The organism is Luteimonas sp. RC10, assembly GCF_014192745.1.
Taxonomy (GTDB): domain Bacteria; phylum Pseudomonadota; class Gammaproteobacteria; order Xanthomonadales; family Xanthomonadaceae; genus Luteimonas.
Map to the genome: position 1 here is coordinate 564,603 of NZ_JACHYJ010000002.1, position 25,896 is coordinate 590,498.

20 protein-coding genes are annotated in these 25,896 nt (G+C 70.0%); 8 read left to right on the forward strand and 12 right to left on the reverse strand.

Going from position 1 to position 25,896, the window contains the following annotated elements:
- The first annotated feature begins 3 nt into the window (after positions 1 to 3).
- Positions 4 to 300: a hypothetical protein gene (locus FHW73_RS06375; RefSeq protein ID WP_183425859.1), complete on the forward strand. Its 297-nt coding sequence runs from the start codon at positions 4 to 6 to the stop codon at positions 298 to 300.
- Between the two features lie 136 nt (positions 301 to 436).
- On the opposite strand, the gene FHW73_RS06380 is transcribed toward FHW73_RS06375, so the two are convergent.
- The 9 genes from FHW73_RS06380 to FHW73_RS06420 all read right to left on the reverse strand — a co-directional run bounded on the left by FHW73_RS06380 (position 437) and on the right by FHW73_RS06420 (position 11,684).
- Positions 437 to 781, reverse strand: coding sequence for a GFA family protein (locus FHW73_RS06380; protein ID WP_183425860.1), 345 nt, complete (start codon positions 779 to 781; stop codon positions 437 to 439).
- A complete protein-coding gene (locus FHW73_RS06385; RefSeq protein ID WP_183425861.1) occupies positions 778 to 2,616 on the reverse strand; it encodes a carboxypeptidase regulatory-like domain-containing protein in 1,839 nt (612 codons plus the stop codon). The genes FHW73_RS06380 and FHW73_RS06385 overlap by 4 nt, the downstream gene beginning before the upstream one ends.
- Positions 2,613 to 4,808, reverse strand: a complete 2,196-nt coding sequence (locus FHW73_RS06390; protein ID WP_183425862.1) for a hypothetical protein — start codon at positions 4,806 to 4,808, stop codon at positions 2,613 to 2,615. The genes FHW73_RS06385 and FHW73_RS06390 overlap by 4 nt, the downstream gene beginning before the upstream one ends.
- The gene (locus tag FHW73_RS06395) at positions 4,805 to 5,932 is read right to left on the reverse strand and encodes a BatA domain-containing protein (protein WP_183425863.1); all 1,128 of its coding nucleotides are present in this window, start codon (positions 5,930 to 5,932) and stop codon (positions 4,805 to 4,807) included. Before FHW73_RS06395 ends, FHW73_RS06390 begins: the two co-directional genes overlap by 4 nt.
- Entirely contained in the window at positions 5,929 to 6,831 is a 903-nt protein-coding gene (locus FHW73_RS06400) for a DUF58 domain-containing protein (RefSeq protein ID WP_183425864.1), read from the reverse strand. Before FHW73_RS06400 ends, FHW73_RS06395 begins: the two co-directional genes overlap by 4 nt.
- A gap of 34 nt (positions 6,832 to 6,865) precedes the next feature.
- Positions 6,866 to 7,867 (reverse strand): MoxR family ATPase, encoded by a 1,002-nt coding sequence (locus tag FHW73_RS06405; RefSeq protein WP_183425865.1) that lies wholly within the window; start codon positions 7,865 to 7,867, stop codon positions 6,866 to 6,868.
- 25 nt (positions 7,868 to 7,892) lie between these two features.
- Entirely contained in the window at positions 7,893 to 8,591 is a 699-nt protein-coding gene (locus FHW73_RS06410) for a DUF4159 domain-containing protein (RefSeq protein ID WP_183425866.1), read from the reverse strand.
- A 111-nt stretch (positions 8,592 to 8,702) separates the two neighbouring features.
- Entirely contained in the window at positions 8,703 to 10,037 is a 1,335-nt protein-coding gene (locus FHW73_RS06415; protein ID WP_183425867.1) for a TldD/PmbA family protein, read from the reverse strand.
- Between the two features lie 12 nt (positions 10,038 to 10,049).
- Positions 10,050 to 11,684 (reverse strand): TldD/PmbA family protein, encoded by a 1,635-nt coding sequence (locus FHW73_RS06420; RefSeq protein ID WP_183425868.1) that lies wholly within the window; start codon positions 11,682 to 11,684, stop codon positions 10,050 to 10,052.
- Between the two features lie 280 nt (positions 11,685 to 11,964).
- Between FHW73_RS06420 and FHW73_RS06425 the strand changes: the two genes are divergently transcribed.
- Positions 11,965 to 12,522: a hypothetical protein gene (locus tag FHW73_RS06425; RefSeq protein WP_183425869.1), complete on the forward strand. Its 558-nt coding sequence runs from the start codon at positions 11,965 to 11,967 to the stop codon at positions 12,520 to 12,522.
- 55 nt (positions 12,523 to 12,577) lie between these two features.
- On the opposite strand, the gene FHW73_RS06430 is transcribed toward FHW73_RS06425, so the two are convergent.
- Positions 12,578 to 14,209 (reverse strand): TldD/PmbA family protein, encoded by a 1,632-nt coding sequence (locus tag FHW73_RS06430; protein ID WP_183425870.1) that lies wholly within the window; start codon positions 14,207 to 14,209, stop codon positions 12,578 to 12,580.
- A 249-nt stretch (positions 14,210 to 14,458) separates the two neighbouring features.
- Here FHW73_RS06430 and FHW73_RS06435 point away from each other — a divergent pair, with 249 nt between their 5' ends.
- Positions 14,459 to 16,270, forward strand: a complete 1,812-nt coding sequence (locus tag FHW73_RS06435) for a DUF885 domain-containing protein (RefSeq protein ID WP_183425871.1) — start codon at positions 14,459 to 14,461, stop codon at positions 16,268 to 16,270.
- A 153-nt stretch (positions 16,271 to 16,423) separates the two neighbouring features.
- On the opposite strand, the gene FHW73_RS06440 is transcribed toward FHW73_RS06435, so the two are convergent.
- Positions 16,424 to 17,500, reverse strand: coding sequence for a substrate-binding domain-containing protein (locus FHW73_RS06440; protein WP_183425872.1), 1,077 nt, complete (start codon positions 17,498 to 17,500; stop codon positions 16,424 to 16,426).
- Positions 17,501 to 17,679: 179 nt separating this feature from the next.
- On the opposite strand from FHW73_RS06440, the gene FHW73_RS06445 reads away from it, so the two are divergent.
- From FHW73_RS06445 to FHW73_RS06460, 4 genes are read left to right on the forward strand one after another with little or no spacing between them, the layout of a single operon-like run.
- Positions 17,680 to 19,362, forward strand: coding sequence for an OFA family MFS transporter (locus tag FHW73_RS06445; protein ID WP_183425873.1), 1,683 nt, complete (start codon positions 17,680 to 17,682; stop codon positions 19,360 to 19,362).
- A gap of 44 nt (positions 19,363 to 19,406) precedes the next feature.
- Entirely contained in the window at positions 19,407 to 20,288 is an 882-nt protein-coding gene (gene fdhD / locus FHW73_RS06450; protein WP_183425874.1) for a formate dehydrogenase accessory sulfurtransferase FdhD, read from the forward strand.
- Complete coding sequence (locus FHW73_RS06455) at positions 20,285 to 22,639, forward strand: FdhF/YdeP family oxidoreductase (RefSeq protein WP_183425875.1); 2,355 nt, start codon at positions 20,285 to 20,287, stop codon at positions 22,637 to 22,639. The genes fdhD and FHW73_RS06455 overlap by 4 nt, the downstream gene beginning before the upstream one ends.
- Positions 22,629 to 22,886, forward strand: coding sequence for a hypothetical protein (locus FHW73_RS06460; RefSeq protein WP_183425876.1), 258 nt, complete (start codon positions 22,629 to 22,631; stop codon positions 22,884 to 22,886). Before FHW73_RS06455 ends, FHW73_RS06460 begins: the two co-directional genes overlap by 11 nt.
- A gap of 241 nt (positions 22,887 to 23,127) precedes the next feature.
- Here FHW73_RS06460 and FHW73_RS17345 read toward each other — a convergent pair whose 3' ends face one another.
- On the reverse strand, positions 23,128 to 25,305 hold the full coding sequence (locus tag FHW73_RS17345; RefSeq protein WP_221187435.1) for a hypothetical protein: 2,178 nt from the start codon (positions 25,303 to 25,305) through the stop codon (positions 23,128 to 23,130).
- A 287-nt stretch (positions 25,306 to 25,592) separates the two neighbouring features.
- On the opposite strand from FHW73_RS17345, the gene FHW73_RS06470 reads away from it, so the two are divergent.
- A complete protein-coding gene (locus tag FHW73_RS06470; RefSeq protein WP_183425877.1) occupies positions 25,593 to 25,820 on the forward strand; it encodes a hypothetical protein in 228 nt (75 codons plus the stop codon).
- Positions 25,821 to 25,896 lie beyond the last annotated feature (76 nt).

Genomic DNA, 25,896 nt, shown 5'->3' on the forward strand with positions numbered 1-25,896 from the left:
GCCATGCCCATGCTCCGCATCCGCCTGACCGGCAGCGACGACACCGCCCGTACGGTGATCAATCTCCTGCAGAGCATCGATGGCATCGAGCATGTCGAGGAAATCGACGACCTGATGCCGCACATGGATGACGCCGACTCCAGCTCCGCCGGGCTGAGCGATGTCAGCGGCCCGCAGATGCACGAAATCGAGGTCGAGGCCGGCAACGCCGCGACTGCACGCAAGGTCCGCGAGGCGGTCGAGGCGCTGGCCTTCGACCTCGACGCGCTGGTGGAATTCGAGGAAGAAGAGGAAGGCTGAATCGACACGGCGCTCTGTGCGCGCGCCGGTCGGTTTGCGTCCGGCGCGAAGGTGATGCGGCAAGACGCGGCCAGGCCATTCATCGCGCCGGGTCATATCCACAGCGCAGAACGCGCGCTGCTGACCCCGCGCGCGATCAGAATCGAACGCCGTCGATCTGGACGATCTTCAACGAAGCCAGGTCGAGTCCGTCGATGCAGCGCACGTTGACGCAGGCCATCGGCGCACCGTCGGGGGCGATGCCGCGGCTATAGGGCGCAATGCCGCAGACCGTGCAGAAATGATGGTCGATCCGGTGGGTGTTGAAGTGATAGGTGCCCGCAGTGCCGGTGCCGGTCTCGCGCAACGCCTCGGCCGGCGCGAACGCCAGCAGGCCACCGCGCCGGCGGCACATCGAGCAATTGCAGTCGTAGACCTCGGCAATCTCGCCGTCCAGCTCGAAGGCCAGGCTGCCGCAATGGCAACGTCCGCGATGGGTCATCGTCGTTTCTCCATTGGAGGTACAGATGAGCGAGGTGAGGATGACGCCGGCACTTGGGCACGCCCCAGGGGCGCACGGCCCAGCGCCCACAGCACGGTCGTTGCCAGCAGCCAGGCCAGCGCCCAGGGCCAACTCGACCCGGGGGCAGTGGCCTGCGATGCGCGGCCGCCAGACATCTCACGGACCAACGCCTGTGTCCTGGCGCGTTGCTGCGCCGCCGCCAGACCCGGCGCGTCTTCGATGGCGCGCACCTGCACAGGCCAGTGCCGATCGGCATCGACGATCCGGTACCAGCCGGCGACGCGTGGCCACAGGCCGGTGCAATCGCGCGTCGCCGGATCACGCAACAACGGGACGGCGCGCCCGTCGGGCGCGATCGCCTGCGCGTCGGGACCGAGCCCGCACAGCGCGACGCGCTCGCCGACCCAGGCGGGCCCCGCGACCGTCGCTGTGGCCCGGTCGCCGGCACGGGCCAGCGTGCCCGCCCAACTGCTCCACAGTGCCGCGTGCAGATCGGCGCGGCCGGCCAGCGGCAGGCGCCAACTGTCGGCCAGCGTGACCAGGCCGATGCGGCCGCGGCCCCAGGCTTGCCAGCGCATCATGTCCGGCGGGTTGCCCGCGATTCCCGGCAGTCCTCCGGACAGCGGGCGATAGGCCAGCGCCGGCGGCGCCTCGCCGGCCAGCAACGGATCGAACGGCGCATCGGCGCTGCCGGGCCCGGCCCACGCGCGCAACCGCGCCACATCCGCCGGACCGGGATCGGGGCGCCACGTGCGTACCGACCCTGCTTCGATCGCCAGGCCGGTGCCACGCAGCCAGTCGCGCAACGCCCTCGACGGTGGCTGCGGTGCGTGCACCAGCACGCCGAGACCATTCGCCACCGCGCTGCGCAGCGCGGCCCGCGTGCCTGCGCTCAAGCCGTCGAATGCGCGCGCCTCGAGCAGCACCAGATCCTGCTCGGCCAGGCCGGCCGCATCGGGTGTCGGCGCATCGCCGACGCCGGTACCGCCGCCCAGGGCAGTTCGCCAGTGCAGGCGCAGGCCCGTGTCCTCGGCCCAGCGTCGCAGTGCGCGCAGGTCCGGGTTCGGCGCACCGGCGAGCAGCAGCACGCGCACCGGGGCCGCCGCTTCGACGACCACCGACACCTCGACCCGGGACAGCTCGGCGCCCTCGGCATCGCGCACGCCCACGCCGAACAGCGCCTGGCCGGTGCCGCGTGCAGTGCCGGCCAGGCGGAAACCGCCCGCCTCGTCCGGCGCTGCCGTATCGACGATGCGGCCCGCCGGATCGACCAACACGACCTGCGCGCCTTCGTGACCGGCGACACCGCCACGTACCTCGAAGCGCGCGCCCGGCGCGACGTCGCGTGGCGCCTCGAGCGCGACGATGCCGGCCGGCAGCGGTGCAGGCACGAACGCCAAAGCGCGATCGCCGATCGCATCGCGGTCGCGCGCCGTCAGACCGGCGCCGACGATCGTCAGCGCCTGCGCATCGTGGCGCCGCAGTGCGGTTGCCAGATCGGGCGTCCGCAGCGCCCCGGGTGGTCCGTCGCCGGCCTCGGGCAATGCGACCACGCGCTGAGACGCCGGCATTGGCAGTCCCTGCCATCCGGCGGTCAGCACGACCAGCGTGTCGCCTGCGACCGGCACCGGCGGCGGCTGCAAGGTGCGCGCCAGCAGACCTGCGGAGACCACGGTCAACACCGCGAGCGCGCACGTGCGCCATGCCGCGGGCCGGGCCTCGGGTGGCGCGCGCAGATGCGCGATCGCCAGCCGCAGGATCGACAGTGCGGCAGCGGCAGACAACAGTGGGAGCAACCAGCGCTCGGGGGTCATCGCGCACCCTCCTGCAGCGCGTCGAGATAGCGCGCGCCCATCGCGTCGATCGCGGCGCGACGCAGCGGCGTCGGCAGCGGACGTCGCAGCACGTACCACAACTGCGCGCGCAGGGCCTGCCGGCATGCGGTGCAGGCAGGATCGCGCTGCAGCGCATCGATCGCGGCCAACAACGCGAGCGGATCGTCGAGCGCGCGCGGCTGCGTCTGTGCCCAGGCGACGAGCGCGGCCGGGTCGAAGGTCTCATCCCAGGCCAGCGCCTGCCAGGCCACCATCGGGGCATCGAGCTCGACTGCCGCCGGGCCGGGCACCGCACGCGGCGCGATGCCGTCGCGGTCGCCGCCGAGGCGCCGGGCGAAATCGACCGGTGGCAGCGCCGTGCCCACACGCGCCAGATAGATGCGATCGGCCTGCTGGACCTCCTTGATCAGCACCAGCGCGCGGTTCGCCGGCGCCAGCGCCTCGCGTGGCGCGGCCTGGCGCAGGTGCAGCTCGGACTGCCACATCTCGCGCAGCGCACTGCGCAGCAGTTCGCGCGTCTTCGGATCGAGCAGCGTCGCCGCCTCCGGCAGGTCGTGGGTGTGGCCGAAGGTGGCGAGCACGTCGTCGGCACGGCCGAACGTCGTGACCTCGGCGGGTGTGTGATCGTGATCGTGGTCATGGTCGTCGTGCGTCTGCGCTGGCGCGTCGTGCGTCGCCGGATCGTCCTGACCGAAATCGTCGATCGGCAATGGCTTGCGCGGCGGCGTGGGCGGCGTGTCGTCGGCATCGGCAGTCGGTGGCGGCCGCGCATGGCCTTCCGATTCCTCGCCCAGGAACTGCCCATAGCGCAGCCGCAGCAAGCGCTGATCGACACCGAGCGTGTCCGAACGCGTCTCGAACGTCTCGCGCGTCAGCCGCGGTTGCTCGGCGATCAAGGCTTCGGCATCGAGAATGATCTGGCGCTGGCTGCGGAAGTACGCCGGCAGCACATCGCGCGCCAGGCCTTCAAGCCCATCGGCATCGGGTGGCGTCGGCGGCGGCCAGCGCAGGATCAGGCTGGCACTGCGGGCCTGCTGCGGTGCGGGCACGCGGTTGTCGCGGACCTCGAGCTGGGCCACCAGGTCGCCGCCCTCCTCCAGGCCCAACGCGATGGGGTCGAGCGTCGCCGCGAATCTGCGCGCCCGCGCGTCGCCGGTACCCCGCAGGGTGCGGGTGTGGTCCTCGAACGTCACCGCCTCACCGCTGCCGCGGGTGACGGTGATGCGCAGGCGCGCGTCCGCTGCGACGCCGAAGTCGTCGGTCGCCTCGAACGCCAGCGCCCAGGCGCGTTGGCCGCGGGTGTAGGTCGACAACGTGGCCTCGGGCGCCCGCACGCGCACCTCGGGCGGGCGGTCGGGCAGTGCCTCGAGCCGCCACGGCTGCGCACGCGCGATGACACGGTCGGTGTCGCCATCGACCGCGATGCGGTACAGCCACGACTGGTCGAGCCGCAGCGTCGCCGTCCAGTCCTCGCCCTGTCGTACGAACGCGATCGCACGGCCATCGTGCAGCTGCAAGGCCACGTGTTGCGGCTGCGGCGCGAAGCGCAGCGTCCAGCGCAACGTCGCCCCCATCGTCGCCTGCGCGTCCAGTTCGGCCTGCGTGCGCGGTGTCAGACCGGTGTAGGCCGGCGACTCGATCCGCAGCGTCTGCGCGCGCAGCACCGGCGCGCCCGGTGCCCCGCCCCATGTGGGCACGCGGTCGATCGCGCCGGACGGCGCGGTCGTCGGCCACGCCAGGGCGGCCACCGTCAGCAATGCGCCCGCCGACCATGCCAGCAGCAGCGCACGCCACGGCCAGGGCTCGGGCACCGGCGTCCACGGCCGCGCGGTGAGGCGGGCCTCGAGCCGCGCGCGTTGCAGTTGCGCCAGCGGCAGGATCGCCGCGGGCTCGGCGAACAGCAATGCGGCGCTGTCCTCCATGTCGCGGCGGTCGGCATCGAGCCGGCGCAAGAGCCAACGCAGGTCGGTACGGCCGATCCGGCGCGTGATGAGGATCGCGGCGAGCACGACGACCAGCAATGCCGCGACGCCCGCCGCCGGTCCGCCGGCCATCCGCCCGGCGAGCGTGGCCAAGCCGATCGCCAGCGGCGTGGCCACCAGCGCGATGCCGACAGCCGTGCGCCGACGCGTCGCGGCGCGCACGCGCAACAGCGCGGACACGACGCTCATGCGGCGGTGTTCCGACGTGCAGCGGCGGCCAGCCAGCGCTCGAGTGCGAATGCCAGCACGACCAGCAGCGACCACCATGGCCGCAGGTCGCGCGGCTCCGGCGGATAGGCCGCCAGCCCCCGACCGGGAGCCAGCTCCACCGCGGCGATACGCGCCGGCGCCGGCACCGGCTGCAGACGATCGCGCAACCGTGCGGGGAAGCCGGGATCGAGCAGTTCCGGGTCGTGCGCCGGGTCGAACCTGCCGCGCCAGCGCACGCAGGTCGCCGCGCCGCAGGCCGCACGCTCGAAACCCGCGTCATCGACACTGGCGTGCCAGTCCGTGCCCTCGGGCAGCAACGCTGCCGGGCCCAGCAACAGCGCGCGGCCCGCCGCAGCCTCGAGCAATGCGGGCGGCGGTGCGCTGGCGCTCCACCATGCGAGCGCGACCTCCGCGCGCGGCGTCGCATCGGCGGTCGCGCGTCGCAGCGCATCGTCATCGTCGGGACGCCAGGCGTGGGCGATCGCCGCCAGCACGCGCCGTGCGGGATCGTCGTCGCCGATGCCGAACACGTCGAGCCGCGGCGGCGCGACGGTCTCCTCCGCGGCCGCAGGGGCGGCAGGCACGACCTGCCAATCCACCGCGCGCGACAAGACCACGCGCCCGCCATCGGCCCCGTCGACGGTCTCGGGCACGACGACGGTCAGCGCGGTGTCGGCAGGCAGCGTCGCGTCCAGTTCGCGCAACAGGCTGGCGACCGGCACCGGACCTGCCGGTGCCGTGCCGCTCGCTTTCGGAAAGCCCGGTGCCAGCCAGCGTACCGGCGTGTCGGGATTGGTTGGCGGCATCGCGTCGGCCGCCACGCCCGGCACGACCACCGTCCAGCGCGCCGGGGCCGCGCCGCCATGCAGCACCGGCCACGCCAGCCACAGGGCGAGCAATACAAGCAGCAGCAGGCGGGCCAGCAGCAGCGGCCAGTCGTCGAAGCGCAGCCGTCGGCGCGGCTTCGGCCGCTCGCGCAGCCAGCGCAATGCCGCGAACGGCGTGGGCCGCGTGGCATCTCGGCGTGCCAGGTGCAACAGCAGCGGCAGCAACAGCGCCGCCAGCGCCGCGAGCGCAGCCGGTGCGAGCAGGCCGAAGCTCATCGTGCGCGCTCGCCGAACAACGCGCGCAGTACGCCCTCGGGCGGCGCATCGGCGACGTGCGTCGCGAACGCGATGCCCGCGCCTGCCAGTCGAGCCGCCAGCGCGCGTTGCGCCGCGCCGAAGCGTGCGAGGTAGTCGGCGCGCAGCGCCGGCCCGTCGCCCAGCAGTGCCTCGCCGGTCTCCGGATCGACGAAGCGGCGCCCATCGCGGAACGGGAAATCGCGTTCCTCGCCGGTCAGCACCTGCAGCGCGACCACCTCGCGCCCGGCCCGCGCCAACTGCAGCAGTGCGTCGACCGCGCTCGCATCGAACCAGTCGCCGATCGCGACGACCAGGTCGCCGCGCGCGATGCGGCCCCAAGCGGGTGCCAGCGTCGCCGGATCGGGCCAGCCACCGGCAGGCGCGGCATGCGCCAGCGCGTGACGCAAACGGTCGCGTTGCCGCGGCCCGATGCCGGGCGCGACCAGCGCGATGCCGGCACCGCCACAGGTCGCCAGCCCGCAGGCATCGCCCTGGCGCTGTGCAATCTCCGCCACGCAGGTCGCCAGCAACCGCGCGACCTCCAGGCGCGTGCGCTGCGGCGTAGCCTCGTCGGCCTGGGCCATCGACGCGGTGGTGTCGAGCAGCACCCAGGCCCGGACCGGGCTCTCGCGCTCGGCCTCGCGCACGAAGAAGCGATCGCTGCGTGCGTAGAGCTTCCAATCGATCTGCCGCGGCTCGTCACCCGGCTCGTAGGCGCGGTACTGCGCGAACTCCAGGCCCGCGCCGCGATTGCGGCTGGCGTGCTGGCCCAGGCCGTCACGCCCCCGTGCCTGGCGCGGGCGCAGCCGCAATGTCGCCAGACAGGCCCGCAACGCGGGCGTCAGCCCGTCGCCGGGCGGCGGGCCGTCCGGCGACATCGGCGTTGCCGGGCTCGCGGCCACCACGCTGCGCTCAGCGGTCCGGTGCCGGCAGCGCGCGCAGCAGGCCGGCGACCACCGCATCGGCGTCGATCTGCGCGGCCTCCGCCGCGAACGACAGCACCAGCCGGTGGCGCAGCACCGGCGCAATCAGCGCGACGACATCCTCACGCGTCGCCGCGAGCCGGCCGTGCAGCAACGCGCGCGCCTTGGCCGCGAGCACCAGCGACTGTCCGGCGCGCGGCCCGGCGCCCCAGCGCACGTACTCGCGCACGATCTCGGGGACGCCCTCGCCCGGCCGGGTCGCGCGCACCAGCGCGGCGATCCAGGCCAGCAGGTCGTCGCCCAGATGCACCTGGCGCACCAATGCCTGCAGCGCCAGCACCGCAGCGGCGTCCATGACCCGCGGCACCTCGGCCTCGGCCGCCCCGGTCGTGCGCGCGAGGATCGCCTGCTCCTCGTCGGCATCCGGATAGCCGAGCGCGACATGCAGCAGGAAGCGATCGAGTTGCGCCTCGGGCAGCGGATAGGTGCCGGCCTGCTCGATCGGATTCTGCGTGGCCAGCACGAAGAACGGCTGCGGCAGCGCGCGGGTCACGCCGGCATGGCTGACGGTGCGCTCAGCCATCGCTTCGAGCAGCGCGGCCTGGGTCTTGGGCGGCGTGCGGTTGAGCTCGTCGGCCAGCAGCAACTGAGTGAACACCGGCCCCTCCTGGAAGCGGAAGTGCCGTCGCCCGGTGCCGTGGTCTTCTTCGAGCAGTTCGGTGCCCAGCAGGTCGCTGGGCATCAGGTCGGGCGTGAACTGCACGCGGCGGAAGTCGAGGTCGAGCGCCTGGCCGAGCGTGCGCACCAGCAGCGTCTTGCCCAGCCCCGGCACCCCTTCGAGCAGCACGTGCCCGCCGGCAAGCAGCGCGACCAGCAACTGCTCGACGACTTCGGCCTGGCCGACGACGGCGCGCGCGATCGCAGCGCGCAATGCATCGAGCTGCGCCAGACGCGCCTGCAGATCGGACTCGGTGGGGACGATGGCGGTCATGCGACGGATCCTGCAAAAGCGGGGGTCATGCGGTCAGTGCGTACATCACGATGTTGACCGCGAACTTGGTGTTGTCCTGCGCCAGGAAGCGCTTGTTGCGCCAGTCGTAGTCCCATTCGCAGCCGTAGTCCTTGTTGCTGTAGAGCACCGCCAGCCGGCCGTCGATCTCGATGCCCTTGAGGTAATCGTGCACCAGATCATCGCCCCAGCCGTTGAGCTCGAAGCCGGTCGCCGGCGGACCATCGGGGAAGCGGAAGAAGCTGTGATACAGCGCATGCGAGTTCGGCAGTTTGCGCATCGCCGATCCGCCGAAGATCGCGGCCATCTGCGCCTCGAACGACTTGGCGAACAGGCCGTCGATGTCGTGGTTGCAGTCGTCGACGAACACGAAGCCGCCGCCGCGCACATAGCGCTCGAAGTTGCGCCGCTCGGCCGGACTGAACTCGACCAGGCGATGCCCGGCGAGATAGCAGAACGGCGCGGCGAGCATCTTCGGGTCCGACAGCGCGACCACATGCTCGGTCGGATCGACGCGCAGATCGGTGTAGTCGATCAGCGAGGTGATCACATTGGACGGCATCCGCGCATCGACATCCCAGTCGCCCGACTCGTAGCGCAGCCGGGTGAACCAGAAATCGTAACGCGCCGATTGCGCCAGCACCGGTGGCAAGGCCAGCCCGGCCGCCGCACCCAGCAGCCACCGCAGTGCGTGGCGTCGGTTCATCGCACCGACCCGCGTGTCCCGACCCGGGCGGCCAAGGACGAGGCCTGTGACCTGCCCTGCCCGGGCGACGAGCGCCGCCCGGACATCGTCATCACCCGCGATGCGAACGCCTCAGACCGCATCCGACAGCGAGGTGAAGGTGAAATCGCGCAAGCGCATCGGCGGCAGCATCATCACCATCGACGATTCGTCGCCGCCCACACGCACCGGCCGGCCGAGCTCGTCGATGTTGTTGAGCATGATCACCGGCGACTCGTTGAAGCGGAAGTTCTTCAGCGGGTACTTGATCTCGCCGTTCTCGATGTAGAACGTGCCGTCGCGGGTCAACCCGGTCAGCAGCACGGTCTGCGGATCGACCATGCGGATGTACCAGGTGCGGGTGACCAGGATGCCGCGGTCGGTGCCGGCGATCAGGTCGGCGGTCGACTTGTCGCCGCCCGACATCAGCAGGTTGCCCGGCCGGCCGACCGCGCGCTTGCCCTGCTGCTGCGCCCAGAAGCGCGAGTAGTCGAGGTTGGCGACCTTGCCGTTCTCGATGATCGCCATCTTCTCGCGCGGCAGACCGTCGTTGTCCCACGGCAGCACCGGCGCCTCCGGGTGCCAGGGGTCGGCGATGATGTTGACGCGCGGGTCGTAGACCTGTTCGCCGAGCTTGTTGCCGCCGCCGCGCTTGGACAGGAAGCTGCGCCCCTCGTCGGCGGTGCGCGCATCGAAGTAGCGCATCATGAACGAGATCAGCCCGGCGGCCGCGGCCGGCTCCAGGATCACGGTGTACTTGCCTGGCTCCAGCGCCTGGGCCTGCGCCGACTCGCTGGCCTTGCGCATCGCCACGCGCACATCGCGACCAGCGTCGAACGCGCTGGCGTCCTTGAGGTTGCGTCCGACCCAGCCCGAGCCGCGGCCGTCCTCGGTGCGCACGGTGCAGGTGTAATTGAAGTTGGTCGCCTGCTGGTAGCCGAAGTTGCCGTTGCTGTTGGCGAAGGCGACGAAGCTGCGGCCATCGTCGAGGAAGCCGGCGGCCACCAGTTGCTCGGCCCGGCACGGGGCGATCGAATCGGCCGCGACCTGGGCGCGGAACTCGGGGGTGATCGCCGCGGTCGACTCGCTGAATGTCGGGCTGGCGCGGTAGTCCTGCTTGCCGATCGCCGGCAGGAATTCGGGGTTCTCGGGCGCCAATCGGGCGAGGTCTTCGGCGCGCTTGACCACGTTGCGCAGCGAGGCATCGTCGAAGGCATTGATGCTGGCCGTGCCCACGCGCTTGCCGAACGCGACCTGCACGCTGAGTTCGGCATTGCTGACGAGGCCGCTGGTGGACACGTTGTTGAGCGCGAAGCGGATGTTGCCGTCGATCGAGCCCGACAGCGTGGCGGTGCACTCGTCCGCGGTCGACAGCGCGACGGTCTTCTCGAGCAGTTCGCGGGCCTGGGCTTCGGTGAAGATGGTCATGGTCGGGACTCCTTAGCCGAGCGAACGCGCGGTGTTGATGACGTTGATGCCGTTGAAGCGGGCGGTGGCCGAGCCGTGCGAGACCGCCGAGACCTGGCTGGGCTGGCCCTTGCCGTCGAAGAACGAACCGCCGAGGCGGTAATCGCGCTCGTCGCAGACCGCGACGCAGGCGTTCCAGAACTCCGGCGTGCGGATCTGATAGGCGACGTCCTCGATCATGCCGGCGATCTTGCCGTTGCGGATCTCGTAGAACAGCTGGCCGCCGAACTGGGCGTTGTAGCGCTGCTGGTCGATCGAGAACGAGCCGTCGCCGACGATATAGATGCCGTTCTCCACATCGCCGATCATCTGCTCCACGCTCAGCGGCGTGCGGCCGGCGGCCAACGAGACGTTGGGCATGCGCTGGAACTGCACGCTCGACCAGGCGTCGGCGTAGCTGCAGCCGTCGGACTCGGTCTTGCCCAGGATGTGCGCCTGGTCGCGCGTGGCCTGGTAGTCGACCAGCTTGCCGGCGTCGATCAGGTTCCAGCGCTTGGTCGCCACGCCTTCATCGTCGAAGGCCACTGCCCCCAGGCTGCCGGGCTGGGTCTTGTCGGCGAACACGGTCACCTGGTCGCTGCCGTACTGGAAACGCTGTTCGCGCTTGTCGAGCGTGGCGAAGCTGGTGCCGGCATAGTTGGCCTCGTAGCCGAGCACGCGGTCGAGTTCGAGCGGGTGGCCGATCGACTCGTGGATGGTCAACCAGGTGTGCGAAGGATCGAGCACGAGGTCGTAACGACCCGGCTTGACCGACGGCGCGCGCAGCTTCTCCTGCGCCTGACGGGCCGCGGCGATCGCGTCCTCGCGCATGTCGTAAGAGGTGCTGTAGTTGACCACGCCGTTGGGCGAGACGACCTTGCCCGCGGCTGCGCCGTCGAGGTACTCAAAGCCCATGCCCATCGGCGCCGACAGGCCCTCGCGTGTGCGGAACTTGCCGCTGGCCTTGTCGATCGCGGTCACCGTCATCGGCGCCCAGATCCGGTGCACGTCCTGGTCGATGTAGGACCCGTCAGTGCTGGCGAAATACTTCTGCTCGTTGACCAGGAACAGCGTGGAGTTCACGAAGCTGGCGCCGGCCGACAGCGCCGCGGCGTTGACGCCCAGCAGCAGGTCCACCTTGTCCTTGACCGGCACCTCCATGCCGTTGCGCGCGATCGGCGTGCGCCAGGCGACCTCGCCCACGCCCTTGACCGGCGCCAGCTGCACTGGCGCAGTCTGCACCTTGGCGTTGGCCTGCGCGATCGCGACCGCCTGGCGCGCGGCCTCGGCCACGCCCTGCTCGGTCAGCGTGTTGGTCGCCGCAAAGCCCCAGGCCCCGCCGGCGACGACACGCACGCCGACACCGGTCGATTCGGTGCTGACCACGTTCTGGACCTTGTCCTCGCGGGTCATCACGAACTGGCGCAGATACCGGCCCACGCGCACGTCGCAATAGCTCGCGCCTGCGGCGGTCGCCGCATTCAGGCCGGCATCGGCCAACCGCTTCTTGAAGCCGACATCGAGCGCGGACAGCAGTTGCTCGGCGGCAATCACCTTGCCGAAGACGGCGGGCAGCAACAGGCCGCCCGCGCCGACACCAGCGAGGGCGAGGAAATCGCGTCTATGCACAGCAGCTCTCCCGAAAAGCGAAGGTCCGCGGCGCGCGCGGACGTGGCGATGAATGGCGACGCGTCCCCTACGCGCCGTCCGGATTGATGACATGCCGCGCCCCGCCCCGTCCAGTGACGAATGGCACAGGCCCGCCATTGGAGTCGGATTGGGTGCATCGCCGACTCGGCGATCGTGCCGGCCGAACCCGGCACATGACCGATGCCGCTGACGCGCGGCCGCGGCGACCCTGCGCGTCCCGCATCCGCAACCGGATGCATCCGCCCCAGGAGAGACTGCAATGCCACTGACCCCGACCCAGGCGAGCGCGGCCGTCGCCGCCCTGCTCGACGCGAGTGCCGAGCTGTTCTACGACGGCGAGAGGCCGACGGTATTCGGCGAGGCGATGGTGCCGATCGTGATCGAAGTGCCGGGCGCCCAGCCCAATGGCAACCTGGCGCCGGCGACCGGCGGCTACGGCATCGAGGCCAGCCAGGGCCTGCTCGGCCTGGACGACGAGGTCGCGATCAAGTTCGCACTCGCCCACGAGGCCGGGCACGGCATGAGCGAACGCATCCTCGCCGACATCGGCCTGCACGGCATCAGCGGACCGGCCACCGAAGTCATCGCCGATCTCGCCTCCGCCTACCTGCTGACCCGGGTCGGGCACAGTTGGCCGGAGGTCCTGACCAGCGTGCGAGCCTGGCGGCAGACCGGCATCTTCGACGAACACGCCAGTGGCGATCACCCGGCCGGTGCCGACCGCGTCCGCCATGTCGAGACGCTCGCGCACGCGATGGCGCAGCAGCCACCGCCGTCGTTCGGCGAGACCGCGCTGGCGATCTGCCAGTCGCTGTAGCGGCCCGGCGTCGGGGCGAGGCCACCGCGCTTCGCCCCCACGCGCGCGCTCGCCGCTACAGCGAGCGCGCGGTGTTGATCACATTGATGCCGTCGAAGCGGGCGGTCGCCGCGCCGTGCGACACCGCCGAGGCCTGGCCGGGCTGGCCCTTGCCGTCGAAGAACGAACCGCCCAGGCGATAGTCGCGCGCATCGCAGATCGCGCTGCAGGCGTTCCAGAACTCCGGCGTGCGGATCTGATAGGCGGCGTCCTCGACCATGCCGGCGATCTCGCCATCGCGGATCTCGTAGTACAGCTGGCCGCCGAACTGGGCGTTGTAGCGTTGCTGGTCGATCGAATACGAGCCGCGGCCATGGATGTAGAGGCCACGCTCGACGCCGGCGATCATCTCGCGCACCGTCAGCGGCGACCGGCCCGGCGACAGCGAGACGTTGGGCATGCGCTGGAACTGCACGCTGGACCAGGCGTCGGCATAGCTGCAGCCATCGGATTCGGCCTTGCCCAGCAGATGCGCCTGGTCGCGCGTGGCCTGGTAGTCGACCAGGATGCCGTCCTTGACCAGGTCCCATTGCTTGCAGCGCACGCCTTCGTCGTCGTAGCCGACCGCGCCCAGGCTGCCGGGCTGGGTCTTGTCGGCGACGAAGTTCACGATCTCGCTGCCCCAGCGGTAGCCGGCGTCGCGTTTGTCGAGGGTGGCGAAGCTGGTGCCGGCATAGTTGGCCTCATAGCCGAGCACGCGGTCGAGCTCGAGCGGGTGGCCGACGTTCTCGTGGATGGTCAGAAACAGGTTCGACGGATCGAGCACGAGGTCGTAACGACCGGGTTGGACCGAGGGCGCGCGCAGCTTCTCGCGGGCCTGCCGGGCAGCGGCCACCGCGTCCTCGCGCATGTCGTAGGCGCGGCCATAGGCGACCACGCCACCAGGCAGATCGAAACGCTGCGCGGGGTCCGGCGTGAGGTACTCGTAGCCCAGCCCCATCGGCGCCGACAGACCGTCGCGCGTGCGGAACTTGCCGCTGACCTTGTCGATCGCGGTCACCGTGAATGGCGCCCAGATCCGGTGCACGTCCTGGTCGATGTAGGAGCCGTCGGTGCTGGCGAAGTACTTCTGTTCGTTGACCAGGAACAGCCGCGAGCCGACGAAATCGGCACCGGCGGCGATCGCGGCGGCATTGACGTCGAGCAGTAGCGCGACCTTGTCCTCGACCGGAACGGCCATGCCGTTGCGGGCGATCGGCGTGCGCCAGGCGACCTCGCCCACGCCCGCGACCGGTGCCAGTTGCACGGGCGTCGCCTGGATGCGCGCGTTGGCCTTCGCGATTCCCACCGCCTGACGCGCGGCCGCAGCGACGCTGTCGGGATCGAGGGCATTGGTCGCCGCGAAGCCCCAGGCACCATCGGCGAGCACACGGATGCCCACGCCGGTGGATTCCTCGTTGACGACGTTCTCCACCTGCGTCTCGCGGGTCATCACGTACTGGCGCAGATACCGGCCGATGCGCACATCGCAGTAGCCGGCGCCGCCATCGCGCGCGGCCTGCAGGCCGACGTCGGCGAGCCGCTTTTTGACGGCAGGGTCGAGCGTGCTGACCAATTCCTCGGCCGCGATCGCCCGGCCGATCCCGCCTGGCAACAGCAGGCTACCCAGCCCGATCCCACCCAGGGCCATGAAGTCGCGACGCCGCATTCCACTCTCCCCGCGGCGATGGCCGCACAGCCCTCGATTCTTCTGCGCCCTGCACCAACGCGTCAAATCCAAACCAAAACCGGGGTCAGAGTGCTTTTTTTGCAACTGCGCGGCCACTGTGAATACCGCAGCAAAATGCACTCTGACCCCGGTTTTGGGGTGGTGGGTCGAGCCGACACGATCGGCACATGCAGCGTGGCGGCGGCGCCTCTATGCTTGCGGGCTGTCCCCACGCCTGGAAGTTGTCGCATGCGTCGTTCTCTGCTCGCCGTTGCTGTGCTCACCGCCGCCCTTGCCGGCTGCAACCGGGAGGCGCCGAGCGCCCCCGCCAACGCGCAGGACGGCGCAGCTGCCACGGCACCCTCGCCCGCCGACGCGGCATTTGCCGAACTGTCGAAGCGCTACCTCGACGAGGTGATGGCGCTGTCGCCGGTGTCGGCCACGCAGATCGGCGACCACCGCTTCGATGCCGAGGTCGACGACCTGTCGGCAGCCGGCCGGCAGGCGGGCCTGGACTTCAACCGCCGCTACCTGGCTGAGCTTGGCGCGATCGACTTCGACAAGCTCTCGCGCGAGAACCGCGTCGACGCGCTGATCCTGCGCAACCAGCTCGAGTACGGCATCTGGGATACCGAGGTCATGCAGAGCTGGGCCTGGGATCCGCAGACCTACAGCGGGCTGGCCGGCGGTGCGATCTACGGATTGATGGCACGCGAGTTCGCGCCGATGCCCGAGCGCCTGAAGTCGGCGACGCAGCGCATGGAGAAGATCCCGACGATCCTCGCGCAGGCGCGCGAGAACCTGGATCCGGCGCGCGTGCCGCCGACCCACGCACGCACGGTCGCGGCGCAGAACAAGGGCGTTCTGGCGCTGATCGAAACGTTCATCACGCCCAACGCCGACCAGTTGCAGGGGCAGGACCGCGCGCGTCTGGACGCGGCGGTCGAAACGCTGCGCGCCGCGGTCGAGGAACACCAGGCCTGGCTCGACGGCACGCTGGTGCCCAATGCCAAGGGCGAGTTCCGCATCGGCGCGGAGAAGTACGACCAGAAGCTCAAGTTCGCGCTCAATTCCTCGCTCTCGCGTCAGGACATCCGCCAGCGTGCCGAGGCCGAGCTGACCCGCATCCGCGACGAGATGTACACCGTCGCGCAGACGGTGCTCGAAGGCCGCGACGGTGCGCCCGAGACGCCGGCCCAGCCGACCGAGGACCAGCGCCAGGCGGCGATCGAAGCGGCGATGGAAGTCGCCTATGCCGATCGCCCCGGCCGCGATGAGGTGGTCGAGTACGCCCGTCACACGCTGGACGTGGCCACCGATTTCGTCCGCAAGCACGACCTGGTCACCGTACCCAACGATCCGGTCAAGATCATCCTGATGCCGGAGTTCCAGCGCGGCGTCGCGGCGGCGTACTGCGATTCGCCCGGCCCGCTCGACAAGGGGCTGGACACCTACTACGCGATCTCGCCGATTCCCGACGACTGGACCGACGCCCAGGTCGACTCGTTCCTGCGCGAGTACAACAAGCACATGCTGCATGTGCTGACAATCCACGAAGCGATGCCAGGCCATTACCTGGAAGGCGCGCATTCGGTGAATCACCCCTCCACGCTGCGCGCGGTGTTCCGCTCCGGTCCGTTCGCCGAAGGCTGGGCGGTATACACCGAGCGGATGATGGCCGATGCCGGCTACGCCGACGGCGATCCGCTGTTCCGGCTGATGCAGCTCAAGTTCTATGCGCGCGCAGTCGCCAATGCGATCCTCGACCAGGGCATCCATGTCGACAACTGGACCAAGGAGCAGGCGCTGGATCTGATGGTGCGCCAGACGTTCCAGCAGCAGAGCGAGGCCGAGGGCAAGTGGACGCGCGCGCAGCTGTCGTCGACCCAGCTGGCGACCTACTTCGTCGGCGCGCAGGAGCACTTCGACGCCCGCAAGGCCGCCGAGGCCGCGCGTGGCGAGGCGTTCAACCTCAAGCAGTACCACGACGACATGCTCGCCCAGGGTGCACCGCCGGTCCGCTTCGCGCGCCAGCTGATGCTCAACGAAGACATCCAGTAACCGCAAAAAACCGGGGTCAGCGTGCAATTCCCAGGGCATGGGTCGACGCCCAGTCACCCACGCAGAACTGCACGCTGACCTTGTTTCTAGACCCGCCAAAGGCAGGATCGACGTGCTGCTCGATCCTTCGAAAATGGACTCTGACCCCGGTGTTCAGGGGCGGGCGGCGGCGAAGGCCTCGGGCAGGGTCTGCACCTGGCCGCAGCGGCTGGGGTCGTAGCCAGGCAGCAGGCCGAGTTCGTGGCGGAAGCCGTCGCTGCGCAGCAGGGCCAGCAGTCCGCGCAGGCGGCCGGACTCGAGCACGTCGTTGTGGCACAGGAAGAAGTAGTGCTCGGTGACCAGCGGGTGGAAGTCGAGTCCGTAGCGCCGCGCCGGTGGCTCGAGCGCGAAACCGACATCGGCCAGGCCACTGGCAACGTATGCGGCGACGGCGGCATGGGTCAGTTCCTCGACGTCGCAGGCCCGGATGCGGTCGAAGGCGATGCCGTGGTCGGCCAGCATCGTCTCGAACAGCAGCCTCGTGCCGGAGCCGGGCTGGCGGTGGATCACGCGGATGTCGGGCCGCTCCAGGTCCTGCAGCGTGCCCACGCCCAGCGGGTTGCCGGCCGCCAGCACCAGTCCCTGCCGGCGCACGGCCAGGTGGATCACGCGATCGGCATCGAGGTCGAGGCGCGGGCGGTAGTGCGCGAACAAGGGCGCTTCGAGCGTGCCGATCGGCAAGTGCAGGCCGGCGATGTCGCAGGCGCCAGTGCGTAGTGCGGTCAGCGCGTCGTCGGGGCTGCGGTACTTGAGGTCCAGCGCCACGTCCGATGCCGCCATCGCGCGGCGCAGCGTCTCCACGCCAAAGCCATGGGAGGCGTGCACGCGCAGCGGTCGCGCATGCGCGCCTACCGTGCGCTCGAGCTCGGCCTCCAGTTCCGTCGCCAGACTGTCGAGCAATGGCGACAGGCGCGCGGCGATCCGGCTGTCGGCCCAGACCAGGCGCTCGCCGATCGCCGTCAGCGAGGCCCCCCGGCCCCGGCTCATGCGCAGCAGCGGCTGCCCGAACACCGCCTGCGCATCCTGCAACCGCCCCCAGGCGTACCGGTAGGACACCCCGGTCTGACGCGCCGCCGCGGCGAGCGAGCCGGTCGCTCGCACGGCCAACAACAGGTCGACCAACTGCGAGGACAGGCCCACGCCATCGCTGTTCTCGAGGGTCCACTGCGGTTGGATACGCACCTTGTACATCGCGACGCCTCTCCTGCGTGGCAGCTCAAATAGGCTCTTGAAAGCCGATTATTAGACCAATGGCGCTTTTCCGATAGTCCAGATGCGGATACCGTTGCGACACTTTGTCGCAGCCAATATGCATTGAACAGCATATTTGGCTGCAGCGCCGCATCCGGCTGATCGATTCGGGAGGATCCATGGCCAACAGCACCGCAGTTCCGCTTCCTGCCGCCGCCCCTTCGGGCGGCCTGCTGTCGAAGGAGCGCATCATCGCCAAGGCCGGCTTCAACCGTTGGCTGGTCCCGCCGGCTGCGCTGGCGATCCACCTGTGCATCGGCATGGCCTACGGCTTCAGCGTGTTCTGGCTGCCGCTGTCGATGGCCGTCGGTATCACTGCACCGGTCGCGTGCGGGCCGGAGATGGGCTTCTTCGCGCGCATCACCTCTGCCAGCTGTGACTGGCAGATCAGCGAGCTGCAGTGGATGTACACGCTGTTCTTCGTGCTGCTGGGCTGCTCGGCCGCGATCTGGGGCGGCTGGCTCGAACGCGTCGGCCCGCGCAAGGCCGGCTTCGTGGCCGCGCTGTGCTGGTGCGGCGGCCTGCTGATCTCCGCGCTGGGCGTCCATCTGCATCAGATCTGGATGCTGTGGTTGGGCTCGGGCGTGATCGGCGGCATCGGCCTGGGGCTGGGCTACATCTCGCCGGTGTCGACGCTGATCAAGTGGTTCCCCGATCGCCGCGGCATGGCGACCGGCATGGCGATCATGGGCTTCGGTGGCGGCGCGCTGATCGGCAGCCCGCTGGCCGACATGCTGATGCGCCACTTCTCGACCCCGACCTCGGTCGGCGTCAAGGAGACCTTCCTGGTCATGGCGGTGGTCTACTTCGCCTTCATGATGGCCGGCGCCTTCGGTTACCGCGTGCCGCCGACCGGCTGGAAGCCCAAGGGCTGGACCCCGCCGCCGGCGTCCAACAACGCGATGATCACCCAGGGCCATGTGCACGTGAAAAAGGTCTGGGGCATTCCGCAGTTCTGGCTGGTGTGGGCGGTGCTGTGCCTCAACGTCTCGGCCGGTATCGGCGTGCTGGGCCTGGCCTCGCCGATGCTGCAGGAGATGTTTGGCGGTCGCCTGATCGGGGTCGATGCGGGCTTTGGCGACCTCAGCGCCGAGCAGCTCTCGGCGATCGCCGCGATCGCCGCCGGCTTCGTCGGCATGCTGAGCCTGGCCAACATCGTCGGCCGGTTCTTCTGGGCGTCGATGTCCGACAAGTTCGGCCGCAAGCTCACCTACTCGATTTTCTTCGTGCTCGGCATCGCGCTGTACGCCGCCGCGCCCACGCTCGGCAATGCGGGTTCGATCGCGCTGTTCGTCATCGCGTTCTGCGTGATCCTGTCGATGTACGGCGGCGGTTTCGCCACCGTGCCAGCATATCTGGCCGATCTGTTCGGGACCCAGCACGTGGGCGCGATCCACGGCCGCCTGCTCACCGCGTGGGCGGCGGCCGGCATCCTCGGCCCGCTGGTCATCGGCTACATGCGCGAGTACCAGCTGGGCCTGGGCATGCCGCCCTCGCAGGTCTACAACACCACGATGTACATCCTGGCCGGCATGCTGGCGCTGGGCCTGGTGTGCAACCTGCTGGTGCGCCCGGTGAACGCGAAGTACTTCATGACGCCCGAGGAACTCGCGCACGAAAAGCAACTGGCGCACGAGAAGGTCGACGCCAGCGGCAAGTCGCTGCTCTCCCAGGACGACATGGACCGCATCGGCTCGGGCGGCAACCCGCTGCTGGTGGCGTTCTGCTGGGCGGCCGTCGGCATCCCGCTCGCCTTCGGCATCTGGAAGACGCTGGAGAAGGCGTTGGTGCTGTTCTCCTGACCTCGCGGGCGGGCGCTCACGGGCCCGCCGCTATCGTCATCGCCATGACCCAGGCTCCCACCCCCGATCCCGATCTGCCCCAAGGCGCCGTGCTGCGTTCGGTCGAACGCTGGCGCGGCGGTGCGGGCCACCGGCTCGACGACGCCATCGCCGAGGAAGTGCCGGTGGCGTTCGTCTATAACGACGCGCCCTTCGCGGTGATGATGGCTACGCCGGCCGACCTCGAGGATTTCGCACGCGGCTTCGCGCTGAGCGAGGGCATCGTCGAGCATCCGGGCGATGTCGCGATCGAACGCATCGAGCACCTGCTCGAAGGCATCGAGATCCGCCTGCGCATTCCCGACGCGCGTGCCGAGGCGCTGGCCGCACGCCGGCGTAGCATGAGCGGGCGCAGCGGCTGCGGCGTGTGCGGCAGCGAACTGCTGGAAGCCGCGCTGCGCGTGCCCCCGCCGGTCGCGGCCGATGTCCGTATCGAGGTGCCCGCCCTGCAACGCGCACTGCAGCAGTTGCGCGGCAGCCAGTCGATCAACGCACTGACCGGCGCCACCCATGCCGCCGGTTGGGCCGCGACCGACGGCAGTCTGCTGCTGGTGCGCGAAGACATCGGCCGGCACAACGCACTCGACAAGCTGATTGGCGCGCTGTCCGACACCGGGCACGCGCTGGACGCGGGCTTTCTGATCGTCACCAGCCGGGCCAGCTACGAAATGGCGATGAAGGCCGCCAGCGCAGGCATCGCCCTGATGGCCGCGATCTCCGCCCCCACCGCGCTGGCGATCTCGCTCGCCCAGCGCGCCCACCTCACCTTGATCGGCTTCGCCCGCGACGACGGGCACGCTGTGTACACCCACGCGCAGCGGCTGCTGCCCGAATCGGCCCCGTCGCCGCCCGCAGCCCCGCGCCCCGGCAGGAGTTCCACGCCATGAGCAAGCATCCGATCCGCAAGTACGACGCCCCCGCTGGCGGCTGGGGCGCGCTCAAGAGCGTCGCCAAGACGCTGATGGACCAGAACATCGCGGTCGACGGCGCCAAGACGCTGCTGCGCGCCAACCAGCCCGACGGCTTCGACTGCCCCGGCTGTGCCTGGCCCGATCGCGACCACACCTCGACATTCGAATTCTGCGAGAACGGCGCCAAGGCCGTCGCCGCCGAGGCCACCAAGTTCCGCGCCGGGCCCGAACTGTTCGCACGCTACAGCGTCGCCGAACTGCGCGGCTACAGCGATCACTGGCTCGAGGGCCAGGGCCGGCTGACCACGCCGATGCGCTACGACGCGGCCTGCGACCATTACGTGCCAGTGCGCTGGGACGAGGCCTTCGCGCTGATCGCCCGCCACCTCAACGCCCTGCCCTCGCCCGATGAGGCGATCTTCTACACCTCCGGGCGCACCTCCAACGAGGCGGCGTTCCTCTATCAGCTGTTCGTGCGCGAGTACGGCACCAACAACTTCCCCGACTGCTCGAACATGTGCCATGAATCGTCGGGCACTGCGCTCAAGAAGCAGATCGGCGTGGGCAAGGGCACGGTGTCGCTGCACGACTTCGAGCTCGCCGATGCGATCTTCATCTTCGGCCAGAACCCCGGCACCAACCATCCGCGCATGCTCGGCGAACTGCGCGAAGCGGCACGTCGCGGCTGCGCGATCGCCTCCTTCAACCCGCTGCGCGAGCGCGGCCTGGAACGCTTCGCCGACCCGCAGGACAAGGTCGCGATGCTGACCAATGGCTCGACGCAGATCTCGTCGGACTACTTCCAGCTCAAGATCGGCGGCGATCTGGCAGCGATCAAGGGCATGATCAAGCACGTGCTCGAGCGCGACGTCGAAGTCACCGGCCAGGGCGGCGACTCGTTGCTCGACCAGGCCTTCATCGCCGAACACACGTCCGGCTTCGACGCGTTCGCCGCCGACGTGCTGGCCGAACCCTGGGAGATCATCGTCGAGGAATCGGGCCTCGACGAGGCGCAGATCCGCCGCGCCGGCGAGCTCTACCTGAAGTCCGAACGGGTCATCGCGTGCTGGGGCATGGGCATCACCCAGCACAAGCATTCGGTGGCGACGATCAACATGCTGACCAACCTGCTGTTGCTGCGCGGCAACCTCGGCCGCCCCGGAGCCGGCGCCTGCCCGGTGCGCGGCCACAGCAACGTGCAGGGCGACCGCACGATGATGATCTACGAAAAGCCGCCGGCCGCCTTCCTGGACCGGCTGCGCGACGTGTTCGGCTTCGAGCCGCCGCGCGAGGACGGCTACGACACCGTCGGCGCGATCGAGGCGATGATCGACGGCCGCGCGAAGGTGTTCTTCGGCATGGGCGGAAATTTCGCGATCGCGACCCCCGACACCGAAGCCACCGCCCGTGGCCTGCGCAACTGCGCGCTCACCGTCAACGTCACCACCAAGCTCAACCGCACCCACCTCACCCACGGCCGCGAGGCGCTGATCCTGCCGTGTCTGGGCCGGACCGAGATCGACATCCAGGCCCGCGGCGCCCAGGGCGTGACCGTCGAGGACTCGATGAGCATGGTGCACCTGTCGTCGGGCATCAATCCGCCGGCCTCCGACACCCTGCTGTCGGAACCGGCGATCGTCGCTCATCTGGCCCATGCCACGCTCGGTGAGCGCAGCCGGGTGCCGTGGCTCGCGCTGATCGAGGACTACGACCGCATCCGCGACCTGATCGCCCGCACCTTCAACGATTTCCACGATTTCAATACCCGGGTCCGCGTGCCCGGCGGCTTCCGGTTGTCGAACACCGCGCGCGACCGCCGCTGGCTCACCGAGACCGGCAAGGCCAATTTCGTGCCGGCCCGGGTGCCGACCGACAATCCGATTCACCGCGCACGCCGCATGCACGGCGACCGGCCGGTGTTCACGCTGGCGACCACGCGCTCGCACGACCAGTACAACACCACCGTCTACGGGCTGGACGACCGCTACCGCGGCGTGTTCGGCGAGCGCCGCGTGCTGTTCATCGCGGCCGAGGACATCGCCGCGCTCGGCATGCGCGCCGGCGACTGGGTGGATCTGGAAAGCCTGAGCGAGGACGGCGTGCGCCGGCAGGCCAAGCGCTTCCTGCTGGTCGAGTACGCCATCCCGCGTGGGTGCCTGGCCGCCTACTATCCCGAGACCAACCCGCTGGTGCCGTTGTCGAGCTATGCCGACGAATCGCGGACGCCGACGTCGAAGTCGGTGCCGGTGATCGTGACGCCGCACGTGCCCGACACCGAGGCCGCGGCCCCACGTCAGCGCGACATCCCCGCCGCCGTTGTCCGCTGACACCGCCCTGCTCGAAGCGCTGCTGCACGCGCTTGCCGACGCCCCAGATGGGGTCTCGCTGCCGCGGCTGTGCAAGCGCCTGGGCCTGCGCATGAGTGTGCTGCTGCGCATGCTCGCCTACCTGGGCGAGGACACGATCGGCGGCACACAAGGCCTGGGCTGGGTCCGCACCGTCGACGACGGCGCGCGGACCCTGGCGATGCTGACCGACACGGGCCACCAGGCGCTGAATCAGGGCGACGACTGAAACCGCACCGCGTCGCGAGCAAAGCCCGCCACGCGGCGCCTCCCCGCCCAGCGGTCGATGCTCCCCGCCCTGCGCGGGCGATGCACCACCTCCCCCGCCCCGCGGGGGAGGTCGGCTCGCACCCGCGGGCCGGGTGGGGGCACGGGCCTGCCCGGGACACCCGCGCCCGGGCAGCCCCTCAATCCCTCGGCTACCGTCTGCCCGCGATCGGGTCACGCGGGCCGGCCTTTCAAGCGCACGCCTACTGGCACCCAGCCGGCGCTGCGGCGACGATCGCGGCGAACCCCGGCGTCGCAGGCGACACGTACGGCGTCAGCCCGCCCTTGCCCGCGGTCGCGAACACATAGCGCGCCAGATCCATGTCGGCCGGCAGCCAGTTGTCCTCGAACAACTCGAGCGAGCGCGCGTCGTAGAGCGCCAGCATGTCCGGCACCGAACCGACCGAACGCGTCAGGTCCCCGGGCACCCCGTGCGCCTGGCAATTGGCATCCGAGTAGCGGACCACGCTGCCCGCCACGCGCAATCCCGACGTATCGCGGACGTCGCGCAGCAGCACGGCGATCCAGTCGTCGAGGTCGTCGCCCTTGCTGTTGACGCCGTTGTTGAGCAGCAGGTTGTCCTCGAACGCCAGGCGTCCGCCCACGCGCACACTCAGCACGTCCTTGCGGTAGCCGTAGAAGACGTTGTTGAACATGTGCGATTGCCCGCGCCGCAACAGCGGCACGCGGCGCAGGCCGTTGTAGGCGCTGTCGCCGAACACGTCGTCTGTGGTCACGTACAGATTGTTGTGCACGGTGCTGGTGATCTGCGCGTCGATCGTGTGACTGTCGCTCGAGCCGTGCAGCGCGGCGCGCTTGACGTTGTGCAGCCGGTTGAACGACACGGTGATGTCGTACGCGCCGACCTTGACGTCGTAGGCCGAGTCGCCGGTGTTCTCGAAGGTGTTCTGGTGGATCCAGATGTCGTGCGAGGCGCCGGTCGAGCGCACCATGTCCGGGTCGAGATTATGGTCCTCGGTATGGCCAACGCCAACGAAGCGGTTGTTGGTGACGATCACGTTGCGCGTGCTGTGGGTCGGACTGCCACTGCTGTCGGCGCCGATCTTGAAGCCGCTGAAGATGAAGCGCGCGTTCGCGCCGCGGCCGTCGATCGTGGTGTTGGAGCGCACCATCGGCAGCTTCAGCGCATCGAGGCTGGCATCGTTGAGCCGCGCATTGAAGAAGGTGTCCTCGCACGCGGCCGTCGACACGCCCCGATTGCTGCACCACAGCCGGTGATCGCGACACTCGGCGACGCTGGCATTGCCCAGTGCGGTGCGCACCTTCGGGTCCTCGCAGCCGTTGCGGTACATGCCGATCTCGGTCGGCGTGGCGAAATCGACCTTGTCGAAGACGATCCAGGCCGGCGTGTCGGTCCCGATCGCATCGAGGATCTGCTGCTCGGGCGGGACCGCCCCACTCTTGGTCACCACGACCAAGGTGCTGCCGCCGGCCGGCGCATAGCCGCCCGTGGTGCGATGCCCGAAGCCGACCGGCTTGCCCAGCGACTCGGACAGGCATTGGACGATCGCCTGGTCCGTGGTCAGCACCGGCGACTGCCGCCAGTTCATCGACGGGGTCTCCAGCAGTTGCCGGCAGGCTGCGGCAATTCCACTGCCCGGCCCGCCGCCTCCGCCGTCGCCGCCACCCGACGCGACGGTCACTGCGACCGGCGCCGACTCGTAGGCGGTGCCGCTGCCGTCGAGCACACGGACCCAGTAGAAGTACGTGCCCGCAGCCAGGCCCGCATCGGCGTAGCTGCCGCCGACCACGTGGTCGGCCACGAGCGTGCGCCCTGCGGGATTGGCATCGCCGTCGCGATAGACCTGCTGGCGCGTCGGCGTCCCGCCACCGACCGACCATGTCAGTTGCGCGGTCGCGCCCGATGCGCTGGCCGACAGGTTCACCGTCCAGGGCGTGCCGGGCGGATTGGCGGCGCCGCCGTCGGCATAGGTCTCGAACTCCGCGACGGCGGGCGTGCCGTTCGCGCTGAGGATCTCGAAGTTGAGCTTGCTCAGCGAGACCGGCGCGAATGCGATCGTGCCCGCGCCACTGCCGGTCGCCAGCACCTGGCCGTTGCCGTTGTTCACCAGCCGCCAGTTGCCGATGCGGCCCTGCTGGCCGCTCGGCTCTCGGATCACCGCCGCGCCCACCGTCCGCGCGGCACTCCACTTGACCGAGATCCGCCCGGTCGTGCCGCTGGGCGACCACCACGTGCCGGCATCGCCGTCGATGGCGTTGCCGTAGCTCGTTCCGCTGCCCTTGCTCGAGCCGTCGGCGCTCGCGCCCAGGCTCAGGTTGGGTCCTGTCTGCGCCTGCACGCTGCCCACGGCGCAGACGCCCAATGCCGCCGCCAACAGCCACTGCCTTGTCGCTTTCATCTCCGTCACCTCCTGCGAAGGGGGGCTAGCCCCGGAATTCGATCCACGAAACCGGATGCCGACGGATGGGGGGGGGACCTGGAGTATGCACACCCCGACGAACAATGACCACCGGGGGACAATCAAGCGAATCAATGTCTTGCGGACATTGCATCGGGACTGTGGCCGGCGCCGGCATGCAGTGTAGCGCTTGCGATCCAGCCGCAGACAGTGCGGCCGCAGGTCACGGCCGGCTCACGGCCCAGCCGCGACGCTTGCAGCGTTCGCAATCCACCACGGAGATCACGATGGGAATGCTGAGATGGTTGGCGCTTGGCGCCGCAGGGGCTTTCGCTTACAACGCCTGGCAGAAGCGCCAGGCCGCCGCCGGGACGGCATCGGGCACGCTCGACGATGGCCGGAGCACGCCGCCGCACGGCGATGCGATCACGGTCGGCGGGCCCGATCGCGAAGTGCCCGATGCGCCGACGACGCGGCCGGCGCATTCGAGCCGCAGTTTCGGCGACGAGGACTGAGTCGAAGCAGCCGCCGCGTCGCGCCGCCGCATGGCCAGCGCGACGCGGCGGCCCGTCGTATCCGCGACCTCGCGTC

Excerpts from the sequence above, each read along its gene's own strand:
- FHW73_RS06375 (WP_183425859.1), top strand. The coding sequence starts at position 4 with ATGCCCATGCTCCGCATCCGCCTGACCGGCAGCGACGACACCGCCCGT.
- FHW73_RS06380 (WP_183425860.1), bottom strand. The coding sequence starts at position 781 with ATGACCCATCGCGGACGTTGCCATTGCGGCAGCCTGGCCTTCGAGCTG.
- FHW73_RS06385 (WP_183425861.1), bottom strand. The coding sequence starts at position 2,616 with ATGACCCCCGAGCGCTGGTTGCTCCCACTGTTGTCTGCCGCTGCCGCA.
- FHW73_RS06390 (WP_183425862.1), bottom strand. The coding sequence starts at position 4,808 with ATGAGCGTCGTGTCCGCGCTGTTGCGCGTGCGCGCCGCGACGCGTCGG.
- FHW73_RS06395 (WP_183425863.1), bottom strand. The coding sequence starts at position 5,932 with ATGAGCTTCGGCCTGCTCGCACCGGCTGCGCTCGCGGCGCTGGCGGCG.
- FHW73_RS06400 (WP_183425864.1), bottom strand. The coding sequence starts at position 6,831 with ATGTCGCCGGACGGCCCGCCGCCCGGCGACGGGCTGACGCCCGCGTTG.
- FHW73_RS06405 (WP_183425865.1), bottom strand. The coding sequence starts at position 7,867 with ATGACCGCCATCGTCCCCACCGAGTCCGATCTGCAGGCGCGTCTGGCG.
- FHW73_RS06410 (WP_183425866.1), bottom strand. The coding sequence starts at position 8,591 with ATGAACCGACGCCACGCACTGCGGTGGCTGCTGGGTGCGGCGGCCGGG.
- FHW73_RS06415 (WP_183425867.1), bottom strand. The coding sequence starts at position 10,037 with ATGACCATCTTCACCGAAGCCCAGGCCCGCGAACTGCTCGAGAAGACC.
- FHW73_RS06425 (WP_183425869.1), top strand. The coding sequence starts at position 11,965 with ATGCCACTGACCCCGACCCAGGCGAGCGCGGCCGTCGCCGCCCTGCTC.
- FHW73_RS06430 (WP_183425870.1), bottom strand. The coding sequence starts at position 14,209 with ATGCGGCGTCGCGACTTCATGGCCCTGGGTGGGATCGGGCTGGGTAGC.
- FHW73_RS06435 (WP_183425871.1), top strand. The coding sequence starts at position 14,459 with ATGCGTCGTTCTCTGCTCGCCGTTGCTGTGCTCACCGCCGCCCTTGCC.
- FHW73_RS06440 (WP_183425872.1), bottom strand. The coding sequence starts at position 17,500 with ATGTACAAGGTGCGTATCCAACCGCAGTGGACCCTCGAGAACAGCGAT.
- FHW73_RS06445 (WP_183425873.1), top strand. The coding sequence starts at position 17,680 with ATGGCCAACAGCACCGCAGTTCCGCTTCCTGCCGCCGCCCCTTCGGGC.
- fdhD (WP_183425874.1), top strand. The coding sequence starts at position 19,407 with ATGACCCAGGCTCCCACCCCCGATCCCGATCTGCCCCAAGGCGCCGTG.
- FHW73_RS06455 (WP_183425875.1), top strand. The coding sequence starts at position 20,285 with ATGAGCAAGCATCCGATCCGCAAGTACGACGCCCCCGCTGGCGGCTGG.
- FHW73_RS17345 (WP_221187435.1), bottom strand. The coding sequence starts at position 25,305 with ATGAAAGCGACAAGGCAGTGGCTGTTGGCGGCGGCATTGGGCGTCTGC.
- FHW73_RS06470 (WP_183425877.1), top strand. The coding sequence starts at position 25,593 with ATGGGAATGCTGAGATGGTTGGCGCTTGGCGCCGCAGGGGCTTTCGCT.